25 protein-coding genes and 1 pseudogene are annotated in these 22,273 nt (G+C 70.0%); 7 read left to right on the forward strand and 19 right to left on the reverse strand.

Annotated elements, in window-relative coordinates; translation table 11 throughout:
* Positions 1–48 precede the first annotated feature (48 nt).
* The 3 genes from IMZ11_RS29145 to IMZ11_RS29155 all read right to left on the reverse strand — a co-directional run bounded on the left by IMZ11_RS29145 (position 49) and on the right by IMZ11_RS29155 (position 2,393).
* Positions 49–459, reverse strand: coding sequence for a Fur family transcriptional regulator (locus IMZ11_RS29145; protein ID WP_228645645.1), 411 nt, complete (start codon positions 457–459; stop codon positions 49–51).
* 376 nt (positions 460–835) lie between these two features.
* Complete coding sequence (locus IMZ11_RS29150; RefSeq protein WP_228645646.1) at positions 836–1,801, reverse strand: NAD(P)-dependent oxidoreductase; 966 nt, start codon at positions 1,799–1,801, stop codon at positions 836–838.
* Between the two features lie 94 nt (positions 1,802–1,895).
* On the reverse strand, positions 1,896–2,393 hold the full coding sequence (locus IMZ11_RS29155; RefSeq protein ID WP_228645647.1) for an FABP family protein: 498 nt from the start codon (positions 2,391–2,393) through the stop codon (positions 1,896–1,898).
* A gap of 88 nt (positions 2,394–2,481) precedes the next feature.
* On the opposite strand from IMZ11_RS29155, the gene IMZ11_RS29160 reads away from it, so the two are divergent.
* Entirely contained in the window at positions 2,482–2,844 is a 363-nt protein-coding gene (locus IMZ11_RS29160; protein WP_061253131.1) for a DsrE family protein, read from the forward strand.
* A gap of 22 nt (positions 2,845–2,866) precedes the next feature.
* On the opposite strand, the gene IMZ11_RS29165 is transcribed toward IMZ11_RS29160, so the two are convergent.
* On the reverse strand, positions 2,867–3,574 hold the full coding sequence (locus IMZ11_RS29165; RefSeq protein WP_228645648.1) for a type 1 glutamine amidotransferase: 708 nt from the start codon (positions 3,572–3,574) through the stop codon (positions 2,867–2,869).
* A 33-nt stretch (positions 3,575–3,607) separates the two neighbouring features.
* Positions 3,608–4,837 (reverse strand): MurT ligase domain-containing protein, encoded by a 1,230-nt coding sequence (locus tag IMZ11_RS29170; RefSeq protein WP_228645649.1) that lies wholly within the window; start codon positions 4,835–4,837, stop codon positions 3,608–3,610.
* A 217-nt stretch (positions 4,838–5,054) separates the two neighbouring features.
* Between IMZ11_RS29170 and IMZ11_RS29175 the strand changes: the two genes are divergently transcribed.
* Positions 5,055–5,477 (forward strand): YjdF family protein, encoded by a 423-nt coding sequence (locus tag IMZ11_RS29175; protein ID WP_228645650.1) that lies wholly within the window; start codon positions 5,055–5,057, stop codon positions 5,475–5,477.
* A 1,150-nt stretch (positions 5,478–6,627) separates the two neighbouring features.
* Complete coding sequence (locus IMZ11_RS46770) at positions 6,628–6,765, forward strand: hypothetical protein (RefSeq protein ID WP_255707288.1); 138 nt, start codon at positions 6,628–6,630, stop codon at positions 6,763–6,765.
* A 1,509-nt stretch (positions 6,766–8,274) separates the two neighbouring features.
* Here the strand turns inward: IMZ11_RS46770 and IMZ11_RS46775 are convergent.
* Positions 8,275–9,633, reverse strand: a pseudogene (locus tag IMZ11_RS46775) (helicase HerA-like domain-containing protein); the annotation flags it as partial.
* Positions 9,634–9,650: 17 nt separating this feature from the next.
* A complete protein-coding gene (locus tag IMZ11_RS29190; RefSeq protein WP_228645651.1) occupies positions 9,651–11,666 on the reverse strand; it encodes a hypothetical protein in 2,016 nt (671 codons plus the stop codon).
* Between the two features lie 147 nt (positions 11,667–11,813).
* Here IMZ11_RS29190 and IMZ11_RS29195 point away from each other — a divergent pair, with 147 nt between their 5' ends.
* The 3 genes from IMZ11_RS29195 to IMZ11_RS29205 all read left to right on the forward strand — a co-directional run bounded on the left by IMZ11_RS29195 (position 11,814) and on the right by IMZ11_RS29205 (position 14,150).
* Positions 11,814–12,467 (forward strand): hypothetical protein, encoded by a 654-nt coding sequence (locus tag IMZ11_RS29195; RefSeq protein WP_228645652.1) that lies wholly within the window; start codon positions 11,814–11,816, stop codon positions 12,465–12,467.
* Positions 12,464–13,129: a DUF4352 domain-containing protein gene (locus IMZ11_RS29200; RefSeq protein WP_228645653.1), complete on the forward strand. Its 666-nt coding sequence runs from the start codon at positions 12,464–12,466 to the stop codon at positions 13,127–13,129. Before IMZ11_RS29195 ends, IMZ11_RS29200 begins: the two co-directional genes overlap by 4 nt.
* A gap of 106 nt (positions 13,130–13,235) precedes the next feature.
* Positions 13,236–14,150, forward strand: coding sequence for a hypothetical protein (locus tag IMZ11_RS29205; RefSeq protein WP_228645654.1), 915 nt, complete (start codon positions 13,236–13,238; stop codon positions 14,148–14,150).
* Positions 14,151–14,156: 6 nt separating this feature from the next.
* On the opposite strand, the gene IMZ11_RS29210 is transcribed toward IMZ11_RS29205, so the two are convergent.
* The 12 genes from IMZ11_RS29210 to IMZ11_RS29260 form a co-directional block, all read right to left on the reverse strand.
* On the reverse strand, positions 14,157–15,443 hold the full coding sequence (locus IMZ11_RS29210; RefSeq protein ID WP_228645655.1) for a hypothetical protein: 1,287 nt from the start codon (positions 15,441–15,443) through the stop codon (positions 14,157–14,159).
* Positions 15,444–15,595: 152 nt separating this feature from the next.
* The gene (locus IMZ11_RS29215; RefSeq protein WP_228645656.1) at positions 15,596–15,868 is read right to left on the reverse strand and encodes a ribbon-helix-helix protein, CopG family; all 273 of its coding nucleotides are present in this window, start codon (positions 15,866–15,868) and stop codon (positions 15,596–15,598) included.
* An 11-nt stretch (positions 15,869–15,879) separates the two neighbouring features.
* Complete coding sequence (locus IMZ11_RS29220) at positions 15,880–16,125, reverse strand: hypothetical protein (protein ID WP_228645657.1); 246 nt, start codon at positions 16,123–16,125, stop codon at positions 15,880–15,882.
* Between the two features lie 187 nt (positions 16,126–16,312).
* The gene (locus tag IMZ11_RS29225; RefSeq protein WP_061253122.1) at positions 16,313–16,612 is read right to left on the reverse strand and encodes a DUF1416 domain-containing protein; all 300 of its coding nucleotides are present in this window, start codon (positions 16,610–16,612) and stop codon (positions 16,313–16,315) included.
* Positions 16,612–17,451 carry a sulfurtransferase gene (locus IMZ11_RS29230; protein WP_228645658.1) on the reverse strand — a complete coding sequence of 280 codons (840 nt, stop codon included), beginning with the start codon at positions 17,449–17,451 and terminating at the stop codon, positions 16,612–16,614. The genes IMZ11_RS29225 and IMZ11_RS29230 overlap by 1 nt, the downstream gene beginning before the upstream one ends.
* Positions 17,448–17,858, reverse strand: a complete 411-nt coding sequence (locus tag IMZ11_RS29235) for a DUF4395 domain-containing protein (protein WP_228645659.1) — start codon at positions 17,856–17,858, stop codon at positions 17,448–17,450. The genes IMZ11_RS29230 and IMZ11_RS29235 overlap by 4 nt, the downstream gene beginning before the upstream one ends.
* A 55-nt stretch (positions 17,859–17,913) precedes the next feature.
* Entirely contained in the window at positions 17,914–17,997 is an 84-nt protein-coding gene (locus tag IMZ11_RS46780) for a putative leader peptide (protein ID WP_352231756.1), read from the reverse strand.
* 32 nt (positions 17,998–18,029) lie between these two features.
* Entirely contained in the window at positions 18,030–18,506 is a 477-nt protein-coding gene (locus tag IMZ11_RS29240) for a thioredoxin family protein (RefSeq protein ID WP_228645660.1), read from the reverse strand.
* 81 nt (positions 18,507–18,587) lie between these two features.
* Positions 18,588–19,412, reverse strand: coding sequence for an anti-sigma factor (locus IMZ11_RS29245; protein ID WP_228645661.1), 825 nt, complete (start codon positions 19,410–19,412; stop codon positions 18,588–18,590).
* Positions 19,409–19,921, reverse strand: coding sequence for a sigma-70 family RNA polymerase sigma factor (locus IMZ11_RS29250; RefSeq protein ID WP_061253118.1), 513 nt, complete (start codon positions 19,919–19,921; stop codon positions 19,409–19,411). Before IMZ11_RS29250 ends, IMZ11_RS29245 begins: the two co-directional genes overlap by 4 nt.
* A 31-nt stretch (positions 19,922–19,952) precedes the next feature.
* A complete protein-coding gene (locus IMZ11_RS29255) occupies positions 19,953–20,633 on the reverse strand; it encodes a DUF2993 domain-containing protein (RefSeq protein WP_228645662.1) in 681 nt (226 codons plus the stop codon).
* A 223-nt stretch (positions 20,634–20,856) separates the two neighbouring features.
* Entirely contained in the window at positions 20,857–21,105 is a 249-nt protein-coding gene (locus IMZ11_RS29260; protein ID WP_228645663.1) for a MoaD/ThiS family protein, read from the reverse strand.
* A 358-nt stretch (positions 21,106–21,463) separates the two neighbouring features.
* Here IMZ11_RS29260 and IMZ11_RS29265 point away from each other — a divergent pair, with 358 nt between their 5' ends.
* Complete coding sequence (locus tag IMZ11_RS29265; protein ID WP_061253115.1) at positions 21,464–22,183, forward strand: response regulator transcription factor; 720 nt, start codon at positions 21,464–21,466, stop codon at positions 22,181–22,183.
* The last annotated feature ends 90 nt before the right edge of the window (positions 22,184–22,273 follow it).

Here is a 22,273-nt window from a genome sequence, read left to right on the forward strand (position 1 = left end):
AAGGCTATTGCCGCGCTCCACAGCCGCGCGCCTCGGGAGCCCGCGAGATCAGCGGCAGTTGCGGCAGCGGCCGAAGACGGTCAGGTGGCGGACGTCGGTGGCGAACCCGAGCTCGTCGTCAAGCGTGCCGACCAGACCCTGCACCAGCTCCGGCCGGACCTCGGTCACCTCGTCGCAGCCCCGGCAGACCAGGTGGACGTGGTCGGCCTCGGAGGCCAGGTGGTAGGTGGGCGCACCGTGACCCAGATGGGTGTGGGTGACCATGCCGAGCTCTTCGAGGAGCTCCAGCGTGCGGTAGACCGTGGAGATGTTGACGCCGCGCGCCGTCTCCTGGACCCGCGAGCAGATGTCCTCAGGCGTCGCGTGACCGAGCGAGGTGACCGCCTCCAGCACCAGTTGACGCTGGGGTGTGACCCGGTAGCCGCGTGCCCGCAACTCCTCGTGCCAAGTGTCGGTCATGCACAGAGTGTACGAGTCTCAGGGCCGCCGATCGGCACAAATCGACCTGCCGATTAATTCGCTTGCCGCTCTCCGAAGGCGTCGCATAACGTACAGGCACGCAGAAAGGAGGTGGTCCAGACAATGGTGATTCATTCTTGGACTAGCGAGGTGGCTGTCCGCTAGGACGCCGTCCATTCGGACCTCCGTCCGGATGTCGTACGACGTCCGGCGAATCCTCGACAGACACCGGAACCCCGGGCAGCCGGCGGCGTGGGAGACATCCCGCGTCTTGGTCCAGCTGGCCCGCCTCATCCTCGAGGCGGAGCGCGCCCGGGGTTCTTTCATGTCCAGAGAGTTCTCAGGGTCTTGAGAGTTCTGGGAACCCCGGTCCCGGCTACGCGCGGAGGACCTCGGGGTTGACGCAGTGCAACGGGGGCTCTCCGCCGAGCAGCCGCACGATGTCCCCGCAGATCATCCGGGTGTGGTTCACCTCAGTGTCGTACGTCGCGTCGCCGATCCGCGGGGTGAGCAGGACGTTGTCCATGCCGGCCAGGGGATGGTCCGGCTCCTTGGGGGCGTGGTCGAGCGCGGCGCCGCCGAGATGCCCGGCCTTGAGCGCGCCGGTCAGTGCGTCCATGTCGTGCAGGTCGGCCCGGCCGGTGTTGATGAAGATCGAGCCCGGTTTCATGGCCGCGAACTCGGCGGCGCCCATGATCGTGCCCGAACCGGTGTCCGCGAGGCCGCCGCCCGCTCCGTGCACGGAGACCACGTCCGCCTCGGCGAGCAGCCGGTCGAGGCCGTGGCGTCCCTTCGGGGAGTCGGGGCCGTGGGCGATCACGCGCATTCCGAGCCCTTTCACCCTCCAGGTCACCGCACGCACCGACGGGCCGGAACCCACGATGCCGAAGGTGCGGCCGGCGAGCTCCCAGGACCGGTGGCGCTCCCGCTCCTCGTGGGCGCGGCCCGTCCGGGCGTCGCGGTCGGCCACCAGCAACCGGCGGCTGACGGCGAGCAGCAGGGCGAGGGTGAGCTCGGCGATCCCGTCGGCGTCGCGCCCGGGAGCGCACAGCACCGGGATACCGCGGGCCGTGGCCGCCGCGACGTCCACGTTGACCGGCTCCGGCCGCGTACAGCCGATCACCATCAGGGGCAGGTCGAGCACCGGCCCGTTCACTTCGTCGGCCTCGGTGATGAGGATGCGGGCGTGTTCGGCCGCCAGGCGGGCGGCCAGTTCCTTCGCCGGCTGGGTCCGGAACGGGCGCCGAGCGGGTACAGGCTCGTAGATCACGTCGGCCAGCTCCCGCAGCCGCGCCCACGCGGGACCCCGCATCGGCGCCAGCACCAACGCCCGTGGCCTCATCGCCCCTCCTCGTCCGGTCCGTAGGTAGATATCGGTCGGGAGGGGCCGGGCGTGACAGATGAGTTTCGGCCGTGAACCGGCCGGTGCGGCGGGCCTATTCGTCGGGCGTGAAGTCGGCCACCCTCTTCAGCTCGGCCGAGGTGTGGGACTGCAGCGGGTGCCCCATGGCCGCCATGTCGTACGCGTACATGAGGTTGCCGTTGACCAGGCCGTAGAGCCGGTGGCCCGCGGTGTACTCCTTCGCGGTGTCGGTGCGGGCCACGATGTCGGTCCGCAGCTCGATCTTGTGGAAGACGACCTCGCCCAGGTAGATCTCGACGATGCCGGTCGGGTGGGCGAGGCACACCTCGATCTGGCGCTCCGGCTGGATGCGCCAGAAGCCCGACTCGGTCGACAGCGGCCGCACCTTGTTGCCCTCACCGTCGAGCAGCCAGGTCCGGCTGTTGTACGTCAGGAACGGCTTGCCGTTGTGCCCGAAAACGACTTCCTGCCCGAAGTTCGCGCTCTCCATCGTGGGGTAGCCGACCACGCCGGCTCCCTCCCAGCGGCCGAGCAGGAAGGCGATCGGCTCAAGGTCAGGGTGTACGTCCATGGGATACGAGCTTAGGGCGTGTCATGGCCGTCCGACCCGGCCGCCATGTCCACCTTGTATGGCTTTGCGGCGGATGTAGGCTGCGGGCATGGCACGATCTCTGGTCATCAAGGTCACGGCCGGGGCGGACGCGCCGGAACGGTGCAACCAGGCGTTCACTGTCGCCGCAGCCGCCCTGGTCAGCGGAGTCCCGGTGTCCCTGTGGCTGACCGGCGAATCCTCCTGGTTCGCGCTGCCCGGCCGGGCGAAGGAGTTCAATCTTGAGGAGGCCGCCCCGCTGGCGGACCTGCTCGACGCCGTACTCGCCGGCGGCAGGGTGACCCTCTGCACCCAGTGTGCGGCACGGCGCGGCATCACGATCGACGACGTCATCGACGGCGTCCGAATCGCCGGCGCGTCCACCTTCGTCGAGGAGATCCTGGCCGACGGCGTCCAGGCCCTGGTCTACTGACGCACGGGCCCGGCCCGCCGGATCAGCCGGGCAGGACGGCGGCGAGCCGCTCCTCGCGCAGGCGCTGGTACCACGTGTCGTCGATCGGGGCGAGCGGTCCGGCCGTCCAGGCCAGCAGCAGGTCGGCGAGGCCGGGGTTGCGGGCCAGAGCGGGCCCGTGCAGGTAGGTGCCGATCACCTTGCCGGCGTAGCAGCCCTCGGTGCCGTCGCCGTTGCCCGTGCCGACGATCGTCCGGGACAGCGGCCGCACGCCCGGCCCCAGCCGGGTGACGCCCATGTGGTTCTCGAAGCCCGTCAGCGTGGGCACGCCCAACGCCGGGTCCACTTCGGCGGCCAGCTCGCCGACCGCGCGCCGCTCGCCACGGCCGGAGCTGATGTCGAGCAGACCGATGCCGGGCACCGGCTGGCCCTCCTCGCCGCCGAAGACCGTGCCCATGATCTGGTAACCGGCGCAGACGGCCAGGAGCGCGGCCCCCCGGCCGATCGCCCGGGGCAGGCCGCCGTCCTTGCGCAGCCGCTCGGCGCCCAGGATCTGCGGCCGGTCCTCACCGCCACCGATCAGGTAGATGTCCCCCTGCTCGGGCACCGGGTCGGAGGATCGTACGTGGACCGTCTCGACCGACATGCCGCGCGCACGGGCCCGCTGCTCCAGGACCAGGACGTTGCCCTGGTCGCCGTACGTGCTGAGCAGGTCAGGATAGATCCAGACAAGGCGAAGGTGAGAGGTCATGCCGAGACTCCACTCGTCGGGCGGCGGCCGTGGTCACTCCGCACGGCCGAACTCCGTTCGGATCTGCTGGAAGGCGGTGTAGTTGGCGATCACGTCGATCCGGCCGGGCGGCAACACGGCGACCGCCTGCCCGAACGAGTCGCAGAGCTGGAACGGCACGCCCGCCACGTACAGCCGGAGGGCGAGGTCGCGGCGGCGCTCGCCGGTGACCAGGACGGGACGCCCCATGAGAATGCGGTAGTCCACGTCCCAGAGCCAGGACGTGTCCCGGCCGTCGGGCCCCTGCGCGTTGACCGACAGGATGATCGGCAGCGCGGGGTCGGAGACGTCGAAGGCCTCCAGCCAGCCCGCCGGGTTCTTCGCGAGCAGCAGGCGCAGCGACCGCCCGTCCCGCTCGACCGTGGTGTAGCGCCCCGCGACCGAGGTGACCTCGCGCAACCCCAGGAGCGCGTGGCCGGGTTCGAGTCCGAACGCCGCCACGGTGGCGAGGGCGATCGCGCCGTTGGCGCGGTTGGCCTGGCCGGGAAGCTGCAGGTCCAGCCGCCAGCGCTGGCCGCGCGGGTCGATCACGTCCTCACCGTCGAGCACCCAGGACGGCGTGGGACGGCGGAACGCGCACTCCCGGCAGGCCCAGTCGGCGCCCTTGCGATCCAGCGGACCGCCGCACTCGGGGCAGCACCAGGAGTCCTCACGCCAGCGCTGGCCCGCGGCCACCCAGCTGACTCTGGCCGCGCCGGACGCGGCCCAGGCCACCAGCGGGTCGTCGCAGTTGGCGATCACGAGCGTCGGCCGCGAGGCGAGGGCACGCCGCCACTTCTGGGCCAGCAGCCAGATCTCGGCCGCTCGGTCCATCTGGTCGCGGCTCAGGTTCATGAGGCAGACCACCCCGGCCTGGGTGGTGTCGAGCACCTCCGGGAGGTACTTCTCGTCCACCTCCAGCACGGCGTACGGAGCGTCCTTGGCCGAGGAGAGAGCCGAGACGTGACCGGCGGGCATGTTCGCGCCGAACGCGTTCGTGGCCACCTCTCCCAGCTGCCGCAACGCCGAGGCGATCAGGCGCGTGGTCGTGGTCTTGCCGTTGGTCGCGCTCACCAGCGCGAGCCTGCGGTCCGCCGCGAGCTGGCGGAGCAGATCCGGCTCCAGCATCAGCCCGACCCTGCCGCCGATGACCGATCCGTCGCCGCGCCCGGTGGCCCGGGACAGGGTCGCGGCCGTACGGCCCAGAGCACTGGCGAGCTGCGCCCGCAACGGAAGCTGACTCATGCGCTCCTCCTCATCCCGCTCACCATAGTGCGCTGCTCGATCCTATTCGGCTTCGTCCAGATCGCCGTCCGGGCCTATCGTTGGGGGCGCACACGAAAACGCGGTCCGGTTGGTAGCCCGGGCAAGCCACTTCGTATCCGCCCTCTCCAGGGATGTCCGGTGTGCCGGTGAGCGGCCTCGTCAGGCCGTCGGTCGGCATACGCACTGGAGAGCATCGATGGTCACTCTTTCCGTCTTCTTCGATTCCCCGTTCTGGGTCGGCGTACTGGAGATCCACGAGAACGGCGAGCTGCGCGCGACCCGCGTCGTGTTCGGCTCCGAGCCCACCGATCCGGAGCTCCACGAGTTCCTCATGCGGAACGGCGTGGCCCTGCTGGAACGGGCCGAGTCCGCTCCGCCCGTGGCCGTCGAGTCGACGATCGGGACGGCCGGGCGCCCCAACCCCAAGCGGGCCGCCAAGCTCGCGAGCCGCGCGGTCACGACGATGCGGAGCACCGCCTCCCAGGAGGCGATGCGGCTGGAGCTGGAGAGCCGCAAGCGGCAGGCGGCGGCCGACCGCAAGGCCGGCAGGAAGGCCGCCGACGAGCACCGGCGCGAAGTGGCCCGCCGCAAGCGCATCGAGCGCCTCAGGGACCGTTGAGCGCCGACCGTCCGCCTCCTGAGCCCACGCCCCGGCGAGGCTAGTCGGTGAACGAGAGCTCCGCCGGAGCGTCGCCGTCGAAGGGGAGGACGAACCGCCGCGGCCAGGAGAGCACGGTCTCCAGCCAGCCCGCGCCCATGGTCTGGGCGACGTACCTGAGGCGCTCGCGCGGCTCCACCGCGATGGCGACCGCCGTGATGTCCCGCTGGATGCCCTCGTGCTCGTCGTCGCCCAGGATCACCCGCCACGCCAGCGCGCGGTTGCGGTCCACCTCCATGGACAGCGGGTGGTGCCGCAACGCCTTGGCCCGGTGGCCGAGCAGTTCCGGCCGAGCACCGGCGGCCGCCGAACCGTCCGTGTCCCGCGCGTCCTGCCCAGCCTGCCCGGCGGGCCCGCAGCCGGAGCCGTTGACGCCCTGATGCGGGTACGGCCGGCCGGAGGGGTCGGTACCGAACAGCGCGTACTCCATGGACGGGGCCGGGCTGCGCAGATTGGGCGCCGGGTGGCCGAAGGGGAACAGCCGGTCGACCTCGTGCAGCCAGCGCACCTGGGGGATCACCCAGGCGGTCCCCGGCCGCTCGCCCGCCTGGATCGGGATCGATCGTCCCGGAGGCCGTGAGGGCGTCACCGGTCCCTGGCGTCGTGTGCCGCCCTCTCCCCCGGTCGTCGCCGTCCCGTCGGTCGTCCCGTCGGTCGTCCCGTCGGTCGGTGCGGAGACCGCCCGGCCGGTCGCCGCCGTCTCATCGCTCGGATCGAAGGTCGCCCGGCCGATCGGCCGGTCGGCATCCTGGTCTGCCACCAGGTCACCCATGCCGCTCACGCCGCGTACCGGCTCCGTGGCCGGAACGGCCGAGACTGCCGGGACGCCGGCCGTGCCGAGATCCGGTCGGTCGGCGGAGTCGCCGTCGGATCCGGCGGCGGATTCGCACGCGGTCATCTGTCCGGAGCGGCCGCTCACACGCTCGGCGATCAGCGACGGTGGGGATTCCACGGACCTCGCACCGGTCGGATCGACCACCACGGAGCCGATCGGCTCAGAACCGGTCTGCGCGGAACGGGTCTGGCCGGAATCGATCTGCGCGGCATCGGCCTGGGCGGAATCGATCTGCGCGGAATCGATCTGCGCGGAATCGATCTGCGCGGAATCGATCTGCGCGGAATCGATCTGCGCGGAATCGATCTGCGCGGAATCGATCTGCGCGGAATCGATCTGCGCGGAATCGATCCGCAGGGAGCCGACCCTTCCGGTTCCGGTACCGGCCGTGCTCGCCGCCGTGCTCGCCACTGAGGCCGTCGCCGTGCCCGCTGCCGTGCCCGCTGCCGTGCCCGCTGCTGGGGCCACCGTCTGGACCGCCGGGACGGCCGAACGCCCGGCGGACACCGTGCCCGCGAAGGCCGCCGACCCGGGAGGCACCGGACCATGCGCTTCCGCGTCGTACGTCGCCGGACGGTGGGACATCGGACCGTGCCCCGAGGTGCGCGCGGCCGGACAGGGAGAGATCGGACCGGGCGAACCATGGGACGCGGCGGCCGCGGCGTCGAGCAGCACCGCCGCGACCTCGGCCGCCTTCTCCGTGAGGAGCGCGGGATCGAACCAGGTCCGCAGAGACCAGGCGCGGCGGGCGACGCAGTGCTCCACCAGCGTGGCCAGGAGGCACTCACGACGCTTCGGAGGCAGCTCGGCCCAGATGTCGGCGAGGATGCGCGGCACGCCCGGCAACGACCGGTTGGCCACGAACGCCAGCACCACCGTGTCGGTCCAGATCCGCAACCACGCCCACTCCGGCGCGACCGCGAGCAGGTCCGCCTCGCGGAGCTCGAACAGCGTGCACGCCTTGCCCGTACGGCACTCGCGCCCGCAGGCGGCGGAACGGCGGCCGCAGATGGGCGGGATGGGCCCGAGCATGGCGCGCTCGCGCCCCTCTCCCAGCGGCACCTGGACGCGCAGCGGGCGGTCCATGCCGTCGGCGAACACCGCCGCGTATCCCGGCTGCAGCGAGACGACCTGGCGCGACTGGTCCTCGCTGAGGTTCATCGCCGCGCCGACGAGCTGCCTGTCGTCTTCGGCCGGCAGCCGATGGACCACCTTCAGAGCCGTGTTCTTCACGACGTCGGACACGAGCTTGGTCGGGATCTGCTCGGCCACCACGATGCCCTCGCCGTACGCCCTGATCTCGGCGAGCATCCCGGCCAGCAGCTCGACGGCGTGCGTGGAGGCGCGCTGGGAGCCGCGGTCGCGAAGCAGCCGGTGCGCCTCCTCGATCACGATGACGTGCCTGAGGCCGCTGACACCCTCCTCGTGGGACAACCCCTGGCGGGCCCGCATCCGCAGGTGCTCCACGATACGGATGATCAGCGTGCCCATGAGGAACGCCTTGTCCTCGTCGTTGGCCACGTCCTCGATCGCGAGCACCACGTTCCGCTGGAGCAGGCCCCCGATGTCCGCCGGGTGGCCGCCCTCGAAGAACCGGCCCGCGCTGCCGACCCTGAGGCTGCGCAGCCGCAGGCTGATGAACCCCTCGACGTCGGCCTGGACCTCGTTGCCGTATCCGATCTCCTGGATCACCTCCAGGGCGTGCTGCTGGAGCTGCTCCAGGGTGGGTATGGCGGGCTGGACCGCGGCCCCGGGGATGCCGCCGCCGGTGACCACGTCCCAGCCGTTGGCCTCGTAGACCCGTTGCAGGGCCAGGGACATGATCTGCGGGAAGGGCTCCTCGGCGTCGAACGCCGCCATGAACAGGGCGCGGACCATGTCGATGTGCGCCTGTACGGGATAGCCGGGCTCGGGCGCGAGCGGGTTCACGCTGAAGGGCACGTTGTCCGGTGCCGAGGGGTTGATGACAGTGAGCGGGGCCAGGTGCTCGACCCGACCGGCCATGGCGGCGTACTCGGACTTGGCCGGTTCGATGGCCAGCCACGGGATCCCGGCCTTGGTGAGCTCCTCCAGGAGGTGCCGGACTGTCTGGGACTTGCCCGAGCCGGTGGCCCCGGTGATGAAGGCGTGCCGGTTGAGCGTCGCGAGCGGCACCCGGAACGTGCCGACCGCGCGGTCCTGGCCGTCCACGATCGCGCCGAAGTCGATGGTCTCGCCGCTGGTCGTGTCCGCCTCGCTGGTGACGTCGAAGAACCCCGCGTCGAGCACGCGCACCCCGGGAACCTCACGGCGCGGCAACCCGGCCAGCGCCGCCAGCGCTCCCGCCGTGGCCGCGAACGGCGCGGCCGCCCCGTCCGCCGGATCCTGCAGGGTGACGTGGAGCGCCTCGGCGAAGCCGTACACGGACTCGGGCGAGGACCCGTGAGGCGGTCCTGAGCGGATCGGCTCGGACAGGAGCGGCCCGGACATGGCGCTGCGCAGCCGATAGGGGTGGTGGCTCATCTCGACGGAACCGACGAGGACGGGCGCGATCTGCCGCAGCTCGTCCGGCCCGGCGGCGCCCGCGAGGACCCTGACGTTCCACAGCCCGGCCTCGCGGAAGGCGTCGAGTTCCTGCATCCTGCGCTCGGCCCGCTCCGCGTCGAACCGCGACCGCTCCGACGCGTCACCGTACTGGCGCAGGACGTTGAGCTGGGTCCGCAGGTGGGCGACCTCGGCGTCGAGCAGGTCGGTGGGCTCGGCGACCACGACCCAGCCGAACGGCCGGGACATCAGCGTCACCAGCGTGGACTCGAACAGGGTCGGCTGCTTCGGCTCGTCCGGCTCGGGCTCCCTGCGGCCGTTGAGCGGCGGCGCCTGCCGGCCGGGGCAGGGCGTCCACACCAGGTCGGCGAGGTCGGCGAGCCACTCGTCCCCGATCTCGACGCCGCGGGCGCCTCCGGGGAACAGCAGCGGCTGCGGCCCGGTGGGCGTGACGTCGATCGAGGTGACGGCCCGCTTCGGCGGGCGCGGCGGCGTGAGCGGACCGGCGTTGGTGATCAGTTCGAGCGGCGCCCCCGCCCCTCGCGACAACCAGCCGATCACGAACGGCCGGTTGCGCTGCGCGGCGGACAGCACAGCCGGGAGGACCGTGACGAAGTCCCACTCCGCCGACGAGCTCCGTGAGGGCGCGGCGATGGCCTGGATCCGGTACCAGGGCCCGCTCAGGGGGAACGGATGCATGAGACCCCTCAGTTGACGGTTAACAGGGGAGAGACTCTCTCGTCGGCCACGTTCACACATCCATATTGACGATGCCCTTACCGTGTCTTGCGCCAGTCGAGACGAGCCGGTGGAGGTCCGAGGTTCGGCGGCGGGGCTTCCTCGGGTTCGGGCTCGGGTTCGGCGCGGTGCCGGTTTTGGGGGGGTTGCTCAGCCTGCTGGGCCTGGTGGGCCTGCTGGGCCTGGTGGGCCTGCTGGGGCCGCTGGACCTGCTCGGGGGCGGCGAGCGCGGCCCGCCGTACCTCCTCGAAGTCGCCCAGCGTCGTCTTCGGGAAGGTCAGGATGGCCGGGTTGGCGTCGGCGAGGCGGACCTGCCGTCCCTCCGCGGTCGCGTGCGTGACGATGACCGAGGTCGTCGGAAGCTGCTGGAGCTGGTGCGGCTCGACCAGGAACTCGCGGGAACGCTGCAGGACGCTCTCCGCCATGTTCGTCGTCGCGTTCGTCGCGCTGCGTCCCCACTGGGTGGACTCGGTGATGTCCTCCTTGAGGTCGCCCTCGCTCTTCTCCTCCGGGTCGGTACGGCCTTCGCCCACGGTCGAGGTGTAGTAGCCGCCGGTGCCGCTGACCGCGGAACTGAACGTCTCGGTGAGCTGGGCCAGCTCCAGCCGGTGCTCGGTGCCGACGTGCTCGCTGGCCACCCGGGCGTCCTCGGCGTTCCCCAGCCGCATGAACGCGACGGCGGCGTGGCCCCGGCCCAGGCGTTCCCTGACCGTGGGGGTGAGGCTGCGATAGGTCAGGACGAGCCCGGTCTGGGAGGTCTCGCAGGCGTCCATGAGCCGGTCGAGCACGTCCCCGCGCAGCTTGTCCGCCCCGGCGACGATGATCGTGTGGTACCAGGGCCGTTCTGAGGCGGGCGACTGCCGCAGGATGTGCGTCAGCGCGGTCGCCACGTACGTGCCGAGGACCCGGTTGCCGAACACCCCGGCCTGGCGGTCCATGCTGACCACGCGCAGCCGTGCCGGCGGGAGCTGTACGGCCTCGGAGCCGAGGGTCTCCAGCTTGCGCAGCTGGGATTCCAGGGCCCAGGCGCGCTCGATGACGACCCGGTCGGCGACGCCCCGGCCGAACAGCGTGCCGATGCGTTCGAGTTGGTTGGCGGTGAGCAGGCCGTACCGCATGTCGTCACGCGGGTCGCCCACCTGGGCGAGGGCCCTGAGCGCGGCGGTGACCTGGTTGATCGTGGCGTTCTCGCCGAGGACCTCCAGGACGCGTTCCAGGATCGCGTTGTCGAACCCGACGTCCCTGCTGGTCTCCTCGCTGACGCTGACCACGTGCGCGAGCACGTCGGCGAACGCCTCGGGCGGCAGCGTCGCCCCCAGATCGAGCCGGGGCAGATCGACCGGCAACACCCAGACGAGTGGATCGTCGCCCCCTCTCTTGGCCAGCTCGATCAGGTCCTTGGCGATCGCGCCCTCGGACAGGTCGAGCACGGTCAGGTGGCCGCCGCTGTACAGCCGGGTCGCGCCGATCAATGTGATCAGGGCGGACCAGCCGGGGAGCGTCCCACCGGCGACGTCCACGCGGTCGATCTCGTCGGGCACGGCCACGGCGTACCAGGTGAGCTGCTTGTCGAAGACGCTCTTCTTCTCCGCCCACTCCCGGTATCTCGCGGCGTGCTCCTCCTGGGCCGCGACGATCTCGCGCTCACGGCGTTCCCGCTCACGCCGGGCCCGCGCGTGGCGCTCCTCCACCCGGAAGCTGACCGCCCGGTTCCCCTGCCGGATCGCGTACGTGCAGATACCCGCGACGCCGCCCGTCGCGGCCAGGCCGATGAGGACGAAGGACCAGTTCATCAACCCGCTCAGGCCGAGAACGAGGATGCCGGCCGCCAGCAGGGCCATGAACATCCGGAAGATCCGGACGGGGCGGTTGAGCAGATCTTCCTGGAGCCGCTCCCTGACGACCCAGTCGGGATCGACCTCGGGCTCCGCGAGGTCCTCGCGTGCCGGGCGTTTCGGCGGCGGTCCCGGGTCCGGATGCAGCAGGGCGTACTGCCAGCCCAGGTAGATGCGATCCGCCTGAAGCTGGGCATGCTCGGGATGCAGGTCGCCCACAGACCCTCCATGTCCGCCTGGATCACAGCGTAGGAGCTGGAAAGCCGATCAGGGTGGCGTTCTCGCCATTCGGACACATTTGCGGCCCCGGTCGATGGGATCAATGCGGCTAATGGTGCAAGTGTGGTCGTACTAGCATCCATTGCCATGACGTCCTCCCCCCGTGGCGCACGCCGCCGACGCCCGGTACTCGTTCCGGTCGCCCTCGCGGTGATCGCGGCAGGAATCGGCGTCACAGCGGCCTTCGGCGGCCTGAAGGAGGCGCCCGACGAACCTCCGCCGAAGGCGCAACCGGGCGAGATCGTCGACCAGGGCGAGTTCCGCACCCAGTTCATCAAGGCCGTCGACACCGTCGAGCGGAACGAGTACGGCCGGACCAAGCGCTATCTGAAGCTCGTACTCAAGGTCACCAACATGGGCGACACCACCGCCTCGGTCGGCGTGATACCGCAAGCCGGGCAGAGCTGGTCTCCTTTCGCGGGCTTCGCCGGCGCGCTGCTCCGCATGACTCCCCAGATCAAGCAGGAGTACGGTCCGGAGGCCCACGTCCTCAGCTACGGCGTGAAGAGCGAGCAACTGCATCCCGGGATCACCACGACGGTGGTCGTGCAGTACGAGCTCGAACCCGCGGCCGTCGCGCCACCCTCGATCACCCTCGACGTCGGCCGCTTCGTCTACGAAAAGGTCGGCTTGCGTGACGGGACGCACTACTGGCAGCTCGAGATGGAGGCGGACGCGGATCCCGCCGTCCCCGTGGTGGCCACGCAGGTCACCCTCCCTGTACGACAGGAGGAGGCGTGATTGTGGCGACCGACGCCGGCGCCCGAAGGCGATCCACGGGCAAGAACAGGACCGGGCCGGGGGCGGTTCGGCGCGTCGTCGGGATCGTGGTCGGCCTCGCGCTGGCGGCGGCCGCGGTCTACGCCCAGACCTTCACCCTGCCGTTCGAGCAGCGCGGCTCGGCCCTCACCACCAAGGGGTCCGCGGGCGAACTGGTGGAGACGAACCGCTTCAGCGTGAAGGTGACGTCCGTGACCGCGGCGCACGCGGTGGACACCAAGGATCTCGGCAAGGTCGTCAAGGTCGAGACGAGCAACCTGTTCCTTCTGGTGAACGTCATCGCCACGACGCCGAAGGAGCCGATGCAGTTGGGCACGCTCCAGCCTCCCGTCCTCCTGACCGCCGACGGCCGGCGCTACAAGCCCACGGACAAGGTCGACGAGAGTCTCACCATGTTCAACAAGATCGTCCAGCCGGGGCTCTGGTCGAGCGGAGTGCTGGTCTTCGAGGTGCCGGAGGAGGCGCTGCCCGGGATCAGTCTCGTCTTCAGTCCGCCGCCGGGGGCCATCGTCGTCGACAGTTTCGCGCCCGAGGCGGAGATCGATCTTGGGCTCTCCGGCGCCGCGTTGACCCGCCTGACCTCACAGGCGGAGGAACTGCACTCCCTGGTGGACAAGACCTGATGCGCGCACCAGACGACCGAACCCATGGGCACGGCGCGACACGCAGCGTGACACGCGGCATGTCGGGCGGCGTGCGGCCGGGCGATCCGTCAGCCGAGGTGGAGAAATGAGTGAGACCCCCATGGAGGGGCGGCGCCGCCGCCACCGCGAGCGGACGAAGGCGCGGGACTGGTTCTCGCCGCCCCCGCGCTCGCGCCCAGGCCCGGCGCCGCAGGCTTCCCAGATCCCGATCCCCGGGGAACTCCGCAGGGATCTACCGGACCAGCGGGTGTGGCCCCCTCTGCCCCCGCCCGAGGACGAGGACAAGGACAGGTCCACTCAACCTTTCCCCGCCGTAACCGGCACCAGGGCCCCCGCGCCCGCCCCACCGGCGCCACCGGCAGCGCCCACGTCTCCGGAGCCGGAGCCGGAGCCGTCACCGGAACCCGTCGCCCCGGGCGCGCGCGTCCCCATGCCACGCGGGAAGCGGATCGCGCTCCAGGGCACCGGAGCGCTGCTGTCGATCCTGATCGCGGTCGCCGCCCCCGGCTGGTTCGCCTACAGCGTGTACGAGTACGGCCGGCCGAGCGACCACATCCAGGTGGTCCAGCCCGGGCAGACGGCCACCTGGCAACACGTCTCCTGGCGTGTCGACGTCCAGCGCATCCCGGACCCGACAGGGAAGAAGGACACCTCTGACCGCCAGTGGATGAAGATCATCGCGACGAGGACGGCGCTGGACGGCGAGGGCGCCATCCGGCACGGTGCGCCCGACGTCGAGCTCAAGGACAAGGCCGAGCGCACCTGGAAGACCCAGTTGCTGAACGACACGACCCCTCCGGACACCGAGGACAACAAGGTCGGCACGCCGTACCGGCTCGAGTTGGTCGGGGTGGTCCCGCCCGCGATCGCGGACGAGGTCATGGTCGAACTGCGCCCGAGCACCTACCGCAGTGTTCCCGGGCAATCCGTCGAGGACATGATGAAGGAAGCCACGACGACGGAGGAGAAACGGGACCAGGTGCTGAGATTCCTCCGCTGAGCGGCGTCACCGGCCGAGACGGCTCCGGGTGGCGGCCAGGTCGAATGTGGCGGCGATCAGGCACATCGTCAGCGTGGTCGTCACCAGATCGGTGACGAACTCCACCGGAACATCGGTGACGAACCACAGGTAGGGCCGGTCACTGGCCATGAGATAACGACCCGCCCTGCCGAGATAGTCCGATCCCACGTGGAGCCCGACGTAGCACAGGGCGAACAACCCGAAGAGGGGAGCGCCTCCCCGGATCGTCAGCCGGAATGCGTTGATCAGCGGGATCCACCGCTCGGTCCAGCCGGCGGTCAGCCGGGCGGCCGCCCTGCGGGTCAGCGTGTGCGTCTGCTGCATCCGCGCCGCGACCGTTTCCAGCCGCGTTCCCCTGATCGTGGTCTCGGTGTCCTCCACGTACGCCCCGTACACCAGGACGCCGACCGTGAGCCAGGCCAGCGGCAGGATCAGCGCCTCGACGACGTACGGCCAGACGTTGCCCAGGAACTCCGAGAACACCGCGAATCCCGGGACGTTCGCCTCGGCGTTGGTCCTCCACTCCTTCAGCGCCGCGACGGCCGTACGCGTGCCGACCCATCCGGCGCGCGTGTCCACGGCGGCGCCGACCGCGTTGAGGCCGTAGAACACGAACGCGAGTTCTCCGAAGGTGGCCACGATCCCGGAGAAGCGCCCTTCACTCGCCTCGTGACGGCGCCCGAAAATGGTCTTCAGCACGTACGCCAGCACCATCGCGACCAACGAGATCGTCACATCCAGGTTGATGAGGCCCGCCATCACCTGACTGTTCTGACCGCTGAATGCGTCCGTGAAGAAGACGTCCGGCTTTCGGAACAGGTCGATGTTCATTAAGTCCGTGACGTCTTGCTGGACGAAGCCCCAGGTCATGTAGATGCCGGCGAACAGGAGCGCGGTCCGGTTGAGCGCTCCGAAGATGCCCTCGCGTCCCTCGCCCGCCGCCCGGCGGGCCCGGGTCTCCATCAGCGCCCCACGGATCACGTGCAGCATGCCCGCGGTCGTGGCGAGCGACGTCATCACGACGAGCGTGAACAGGAACACGGTCAGGATGAGGCGCGCCTGGTACCACGAACCATGCGAGACCGTCGCGGCCAGCAGGAGCAGCCCCCAGCGCACGACACGCCCGAGGGCGAACCACATGATCAGCGGGAGCGCGCACGACCCGGCGATCCGCAGCATGTGCAACGGCAGCGAGTACGGCGACAGCATCCATGGCCGCGTACGTGATTCGGCGGCCTGGCGGGGGGCGACAAGCGCGGACGTTCCGGACATCTGGTGCATGGTATCGGGTCTCGTCCCGTCACATCCGCAACATCGACCGGAGAAGCGCGCCTCTCATCGCCGACGGCTGTATCCGCTCGGTTCGCGCAGAAGCTCCATGGTCTCATCGGTACTCATCATCGCGTCGCGGTTGTCGTCGGGCGTCAAGCCACGTGCAGCCATGAGCGCAACGCCTGTCTGATAACCTCGCTCGCACTGGTGTGATCGACCTGGGCCCGGCGGATGAGCGCGTCCTTCAGCTCGGGATCGAGGCGTACGGGAACGACCTCCGCCGGCGCCGCCCCGAGTGGGCGCCTCCCCCCTCTGCGACGAAGTTCCGGGACGTCGTATCCTTCCTCCGCCTCGGCCACGAGTCGCTCGATGCGCTCCTCGCTGACGGGAACGCCTTTCGACATGAACTGCGCCGGTTCCTCCATCTGTCCCCCTCTCACGGAAGCAGTTGCCGATACTTGGCCCTCATTCGCATGGCATGAATGACCAACTCTGCCTCGTCAAGCAGCAACACCACCGTTTCGAGCAGGTTGCCCGCACGATCGGGTCCCAGCCGCAACTCTCGTCCCGGTCCCTCATCCCCCTCACCGGAGAGCGAGTAGGCGACCAGGAAACGAGTGGCGGCATGAACCACATCATCGGCATCGACGCCGTGCTTCAAAGCGGATTTGTGCACCTCCACGCTAGCAAACGTATTACGAAACCAGAAGGTCACGCAGGGTAAACGACCATTCGTCACGGGCGGGGATCCGCCGTCGGCCGCGTGACCACACGCCAGGCGCAGAAAGAAGCGGCGACGCCGACGGGGCAAATGAAAAGGAAAGGGCCGGTGCGTCGGGAGACGCACCGGCCCTTTCGGGAGAACCAGATCAGACCGCGACGGCGAGCTGGGCGACCTCGCCCAGCTTGGCCTCGACGGCGACGTCCTTCGTGACGCCACCGCCCGCGATGATGCGGACCGTCCACGAGCCGGGAGCGGCGAAGAAGCGGAAGACACCCTCATCGGAGACGACGACCTCGCCGGTGAACTCACCGGAGTGGTCGAGCAGACGGGCGTAGGCCGTACCGGCGCCGGAGACGACGCCCTGGATGACGGCCTGCGTCGACAGGTCGATGCCCGCCGGCAGTGCCACGGTCTGCTCCGGTGCAGCGCAACCCTGAGTAGTCATCAGCGAGCCTCCCCAAGCTCCACGGGCACGCCCACGAGCGAGCCGTACTCGGTCCACGAACCGTCGTAGTTCTTCACGTTGGCCTGGTCGAGGAGCTCGTGCAGCACGAACCACGTGTGCGCCGAGCGCTCCCCGATGCGGCAGTAGGCGATGGTGTCCTTGCCGAAGTCGACACCGGCCTCGGAGTAGAGCTTCTTCAGCTCGTCGTCCGACTTGAAGGTGCCGTCGTCGTTCGCGGCCTTCGACCACGGGATGCTGCGGGCGGTGGGCACGTGGCCCGCACGCTGCGCCTGCTCCTGCGGGAGGTGCGCCGGAGCGAGCAGCTTGCCGGTGAACTCGTCAGGAGAGCGCACGTCGACCAGGTTCTGCTTGCCGATCGCCGCCACGACCTCGTCGCGGAAGGCGCGGAGCGAGAGGTCCTGCTCCTGGGCGGTGTAGGTCGTGGCGGCCCGCTCGGGCTTCTCCTCGACCAGCTCGCGGGAGTCGAGCTCCCACTTCTTGCGCCCGCCGTCGAGCAGCTTGACGTTCTCGTGGCCGTACAGCTTGAAGTACCAGTACGCGTAGGAGGCGAACCAGTTGTTGTTGCCACCGTAGAGCACGACAGTGTCGTCGTTGGCGATGCCACGGGCCGACAGGAGGGCCTCGAACCCGGCCCGGTCCACGAAGTCACGGCGAACGGGGTCCTGGAGGTCGTCCCTCCAGTCGATCTTCACGGCGCCACGGATGTGACCCTTGTCGTAGGCGCTGGTGTCCTCGTCGACCTCGACGAGCACGACACCCGGCGTGTCGAGGTTGGCCTCGACCCAGTCGGCGTCCACCAGGACGGCGGAGCGGCTCATGTAGTTCTCCCAGGTTGTAGACGGCGGAGGATCAAGTACATTTCGCAGCCCAGGCAGAAGCCGAAGGCGGCGTTGAGAAAGGCGGCCAGCAGTGCCGCTGCTGTCGCACCCAGAGCCAGAGGGGTGATCCCGGTGGCGAACCCGATCAGGCCGACGACCGCGAAGGCGATGCCCACGCCCTGCGCGAACCGGGGCGGCGCCGCGTCTTCCAGCTCTCCCAGCGGACCCAGCCTCGGACGGACGAACTTCCGGAAGAAGAAGCCGTACGGCGAGACGTCGAGGGCGCCGAGCACGAACACGATCGCCTGTACGGCGAGCAGCCATGCACTGCCCGTCACGAGGACGAGCGCGAGAACCACAGTCGTGACAGCCGCGCCGAAGCGCGGACCTCGGGGATCAACCTGCATCGCGGGATGCTCCTGAAGGATTCGGATTGCGGCGTTCAGCCGCGCGGAATCACCCTCAGGCCATGCGACAGAGCGCGGTCGCGACGCGGCAGAAATCAACCGCCCGTCGCTTCGTGAGCAGCTCTGTCGTGGGAGTCATGGACTCGACAGTACCCGGCGTCTCGCCATCTGTCACACCGCGTCCGACTGGTGAGACGATTTGTCCACGCCCTGATCGATTGTGACCGCCGCGCCGAGGGCCGCGATCACGTCGGCCTTCCTGGGCTGCCCGGATGCCCTTTTCACGACATTTCCCGAATCATCGAGGATCAGCACCGTCGGCGTGCGCATGATGTCGAAGCGCCGGACCAGGTCGAGGCGGCTCTCGGCGTCGATCTCGACATGCCGGACACCGGGCACCATGCCGGCGACCTCGTCCAGGATCCTGCGGGTGGCCCGGCACGGCTGGCAGAAGGCGGTGGAGAACTGCACCAGCGTGGCGCGCTCCCCCAACTCGACGCCGATGTCCTCACCGGTCACGGCACTCGTCCCCTCGCTCGTCCCGGGTTCCGCTCCCTGGCCCGGCAGGGCGCGCGGCCGTACGACGCGCAGCCGTCCGTCGCGGCGCTTCATGACGAGTCCGATGACCACGCCGGTGGCGAGCGTCACACAGAGAACGACTATCCCTACCATCGCGATGGACAACCTGCGGGCGACACGGATTCATTCCCTCCGGTTCATTCCCCCGGGTCACATGCGGACCGTGACGAGCGTCCGGCCCTCCGCGGTGGTCAGCGTGAAGTGGCGGATCTTGTCCTCCGTCAGCTCGGTCGACCCGTCGAACGTGACCGTGGTCGGGGCGTACCCCTGAGCGGTGGCCTTCCAGCTCGCCACTCCGGAGACCGTGCCGTCCATGCCGACGGCGGTGAGATGGCACACCACACCTGAGCGCAGGCCCGTGACGGTCGCCACGACCCGGGTGCCCCCCTCGCCCGGCGTCAGCTCGACCCGCAGCTCCACATTGCCGCGCTTCGCGCTTTTCACCGTCGGAGCCACCAGCGTCTGCACCGGCTCATCGGAGGCGCCCGAAGGCTGCGTCTTGCGCGCCACGTCGCCCATGCCGCCGGCGCCGATGTCAGCGGCGGCGGAGTCCGCGGCGGCGGAGTCCGCGGCGGCGCTGGCGGCTTCCTCCGGCCGCGCCATCGTGGACACGGTGGAGGAGCCCCCCGCCGAGCTGTCCGCGGCGTGCTGCGCGACGGTGGTGGCCCAGGTCGTCCCGCCCAGGGCGGCGACCACGACGGACGCGGCGAGCGCGAGCATGACCCGCGAGCGGCGCCTGCGCCGTACGGTGGCGGTGAGCAGGCGGTCGAGCATCTCGCGCGGCGGGTCCGCCGCGTGCCGGATGTCCTCCTCGGACACGCGGGCGAGCAGCGGCGGAAGACCGGACAGCTCCGCCAGCTCGGCCAGGCAGTCCGGGCAGTCGTCCAGATGCGCCTCGACCTCGGCGGTCTCCTCGGTGTCGAGCGCGCCCAGGACGTACACGCCGAGTGAGATCCGGACGTCTTCGCAGGTCATGGCGCCAGCCCCCGTTCCTCCAGAGCCAGCTTGAGTGCCCGGAGCGCGTAGAAGGTGCGCGATTTGACCGTTCCCTGCGGGATGCCGAGGATCTCTGACGCCTCCTTCACCGATCTCCCCCGGTAGTACGTCTCCAGGAGCACCTCGCGGTGCTCCGCCCTGAGCGAGGCCAGCGCCTCCGCGACGGCCCACGACTCGACGGCCTTCTCCAGCTCGTCGTCGGCGGGCAGCACGGCCAGTGCCTCGTCGCCGGTCTCCTTCGGCCGTGACCTGCGCGCCCGGTGCTGGTCGACGACGAGGTTACGTGCCACCGTGAACAGCCAGGCACGCACCGGCCGCCCGGACAGGGCCGACGGGTTCTTCCAGGCCCGCAGCAGCGTTTCCTGGACGACGTCCTCCGCCCGGCCGGGATCGCCCGTCAGCCGCAGCACGTATCCGTACAAGGGCCCCGCGTGATCGTCGAAGAGCACGCGGACGAGTTCCTCGTCCGCGGTTCCGGCTGCGCTCACGTCCTCATGACGTAGGGACGGATCGTCGGGTTCAGCGGAGCGGGACATCGGTTGCCGAGCCTTCGACCGCGAGCCCCTCGGGCACCGACCTCACCTTGTTGATCTTGAGATTGAGCGGCAGGTTCTTCACGGGAACGGTGAACCCGATGAACTTCTCCACATTCGGCACGGAGATGCCGCCGGCGATCTTCACATCGGACGGGATGAGCCGGATGCCGCCCTGGACGGTCTCGATCTTCATGTCGGCGGTGACCGGAATGTTCTGGCCGAGCACGGTGACCTTGCCGGACACCCGCAGCGTGTCGCCGCCTCCCCCCTCGATCTTGATGCCGCGGGGCGCCCGCGCGTCGAGGGTCTTGCGGGAGATCACGACGGTGCCGGTCACCCGCTCGGCGCGGAGATCGGCCTTGGAGGCGTCCTGGATCAGGTCGGCCAGCGGGGCGGACACGCCGTAGAGCGTAGCGTCGATCTTCGAGATCGTGACGCCTTCACGGGTCAACTCGCCCATGGCGATGCTGATCTCCTCATAGTGCCCGGAGATCGCCTGGGTCAGGAAGGGAATGCCCTCGACATGGACGGTCGGGGTCGAGCTGAGGTCGTACTTCGCCTCGATCTGCCTGGCGATCTCTCGCTGCACCCCCGCGACCGCGACCCGGTCGAGGACGGCCAGCACGACGACGAGCAGGATCAGGAACACGACGAGCTTGCGCATCCGTCTTCCTCCGGGGGCACGCGGTCTGACGGGGGCACGCGGGTCGGCTCACCCTTGGTCGTGCCTGACAAATCATGCCCTGTCGCGCGCGGCCCAGATAGCGCCTCGCCGCGTTGTCGTCGTCGGCCGGAGGCTCCACTCCGACCTCCTCCTCCGCCATGCGACGCGTCCATCCGAATCCGCGCTCGCGACGGGCAGCATGTGTCCGGCACTTTCTAGCGCCTCATCCCCCGGCAAAGGGAGGTAAAACTTCGACGACCGCTCCCTCGGGCAGATCGATCGAATGGGGATCCCGCGTCCCCACCGGCGCGCCGTTCACGAGGAAGGAACAGCGCCGCAGGACCTGCGCCAGATCAGGATTCGACGAGATGCGCGTCAGCAGTGCCCCGAGAGTGGGCGCGTCGAACGGCTCCTCGGCGACCCCCGCCGCGGCCTTCGCGGCCGCCCAGTAACGGACCGTGCCCGTGGCCATGGTCCTCCTTCCCGACCCCGCCGTCCGGAGCCGTTTCCGACCCCCCGGCGGACACCTGTGCGTAGCCGTGCGGTTACGCTGATTGTCCGCGTGAAGAACTGTTTACACGCCCGACTCACAATGGACGCAATATTCCTGTGGGCTACCCTACGGAAGACGGGACCTGGGCGACGTTGCCCCCGGGTCCTTACGTGTTTGTACGGCTGAAGCCGTGATGACGCGGAGGAGGCGAGCCTGTGAACGTGCACAGCGCGGTGCTCTCCCGGCGCGCCCGACCGTTTCACTTGTGACGAGGAGGGCATGTGAGCGAGCGATCTCGACAATCCCGCGAAACCGCGGGCGTGGCGAGGAGGCCGATGTGAGCAACCTGCTCCTGCTGACGAACGTGCTGGAGCCCTCCGCTGAGGTGCTTCCGGCGCTCGGTCTGCTCCTGCACTCGATACGCGTGGCGCCCGCGGAGGCGTCCGCGCTGATCGACGCCCCGCCCGCCGACGCCGTACTGGTCGACGCGCGGCGCGAGCTCGCCCATGCCAAGAGCCTGTGCCGACTGCTGCGCACCACCGGGATGGACTGCCCGCTGCTGGTCATCGTGACCGAGGGCGGCCTGGCCGCGATGACGGCCGAGTGGGGCGTGGACGACGTACTGCTGGACAGCGCCGGCCCGGCCGAGGTCGAGGCCCGGCTGCGCATGGCGACCGGCAGGTTGTCGCTGGCCGCCGCCGAGGACGTCCCGGACGAGATCCGCAGCGGCGATCTGGCGATCGACGAGGCGACCTACACGGCCCGGCTTCGCGGGCGCGCGCTCGACCTGACCTTCAAGGAGTTCGAGCTGCTCAAATACCTCGCGCAGCACCCGGGGCGGGTCTTCACCCGCGCCCAGCTGCTGCAGGAGGTGTGGGGATACGACTACTTCGGCGGCACCCGCACCGTGGACGTGCACGTCCGGCGGCTGCGCGCCAAGCTCGGCGCCGAGTACGAGTCGCTCATCGGAACGGTCCGGAACGTCGGCTACCGCTTCGTCCCCGACCGTGGGGGCGAGCACGCCGAGACCGGCGAGCAGGAGCCCGCCCACCACTGATCCCGATCCGGTTCGCCGTCTCCGGCGGGAGCCGTACGGGACCGGGGGGTGAGGCCCGCCCCGGGCGGGACGGGCCTCATGAGGGTCGCC

Origin of the sequence: Microtetraspora sp. AC03309, assembly GCF_020826795.1 — a bacterium.
GTDB classification, from domain to species: Bacteria; Actinomycetota; Actinomycetes; order Streptosporangiales; family Streptosporangiaceae; genus Microtetraspora; species Microtetraspora glauca.

Excerpts from the sequence above, each read along its gene's own strand:
- IMZ11_RS29145 (WP_228645645.1), bottom strand. The coding sequence starts at position 459 with ATGACCGACACTTGGCACGAGGAGTTGCGGGCACGCGGCTACCGGGTC.
- IMZ11_RS29150 (WP_228645646.1), bottom strand. The coding sequence starts at position 1,801 with ATGAGGCCACGGGCGTTGGTGCTGGCGCCGATGCGGGGTCCCGCGTGG.
- IMZ11_RS29155 (WP_228645647.1), bottom strand. The coding sequence starts at position 2,393 with ATGGACGTACACCCTGACCTTGAGCCGATCGCCTTCCTGCTCGGCCGC.
- IMZ11_RS29160 (WP_061253131.1), top strand. The coding sequence starts at position 2,482 with ATGGCACGATCTCTGGTCATCAAGGTCACGGCCGGGGCGGACGCGCCG.
- IMZ11_RS29165 (WP_228645648.1), bottom strand. The coding sequence starts at position 3,574 with ATGACCTCTCACCTTCGCCTTGTCTGGATCTATCCTGACCTGCTCAGC.
- IMZ11_RS29170 (WP_228645649.1), bottom strand. The coding sequence starts at position 4,837 with ATGAGTCAGCTTCCGTTGCGGGCGCAGCTCGCCAGTGCTCTGGGCCGT.
- IMZ11_RS29175 (WP_228645650.1), top strand. The coding sequence starts at position 5,055 with ATGGTCACTCTTTCCGTCTTCTTCGATTCCCCGTTCTGGGTCGGCGTA.
- IMZ11_RS29195 (WP_228645652.1), top strand. The coding sequence starts at position 11,814 with ATGACGTCCTCCCCCCGTGGCGCACGCCGCCGACGCCCGGTACTCGTT.
- IMZ11_RS29205 (WP_228645654.1), top strand. The coding sequence starts at position 13,236 with ATGAGTGAGACCCCCATGGAGGGGCGGCGCCGCCGCCACCGCGAGCGG.
- IMZ11_RS29210 (WP_228645655.1), bottom strand. The coding sequence starts at position 15,443 with ATGTCCGGAACGTCCGCGCTTGTCGCCCCCCGCCAGGCCGCCGAATCA.
- IMZ11_RS29215 (WP_228645656.1), bottom strand. The coding sequence starts at position 15,868 with ATGGAGGAACCGGCGCAGTTCATGTCGAAAGGCGTTCCCGTCAGCGAG.
- IMZ11_RS29225 (WP_061253122.1), bottom strand. The coding sequence starts at position 16,612 with ATGACTACTCAGGGTTGCGCTGCACCGGAGCAGACCGTGGCACTGCCG.
- IMZ11_RS29230 (WP_228645658.1), bottom strand. The coding sequence starts at position 17,451 with ATGAGCCGCTCCGCCGTCCTGGTGGACGCCGACTGGGTCGAGGCCAAC.
- IMZ11_RS29235 (WP_228645659.1), bottom strand. The coding sequence starts at position 17,858 with ATGCAGGTTGATCCCCGAGGTCCGCGCTTCGGCGCGGCTGTCACGACT.
- IMZ11_RS46780 (WP_352231756.1), bottom strand. The coding sequence starts at position 17,997 with ATGACTCCCACGACAGAGCTGCTCACGAAGCGACGGGCGGTTGATTTC.
- IMZ11_RS29245 (WP_228645661.1), bottom strand. The coding sequence starts at position 19,412 with ATGACCTGCGAAGACGTCCGGATCTCACTCGGCGTGTACGTCCTGGGC.
- IMZ11_RS29255 (WP_228645662.1), bottom strand. The coding sequence starts at position 20,633 with ATGCGCAAGCTCGTCGTGTTCCTGATCCTGCTCGTCGTCGTGCTGGCC.
- IMZ11_RS29260 (WP_228645663.1), bottom strand. The coding sequence starts at position 21,105 with ATGGCCACGGGCACGGTCCGTTACTGGGCGGCCGCGAAGGCCGCGGCG.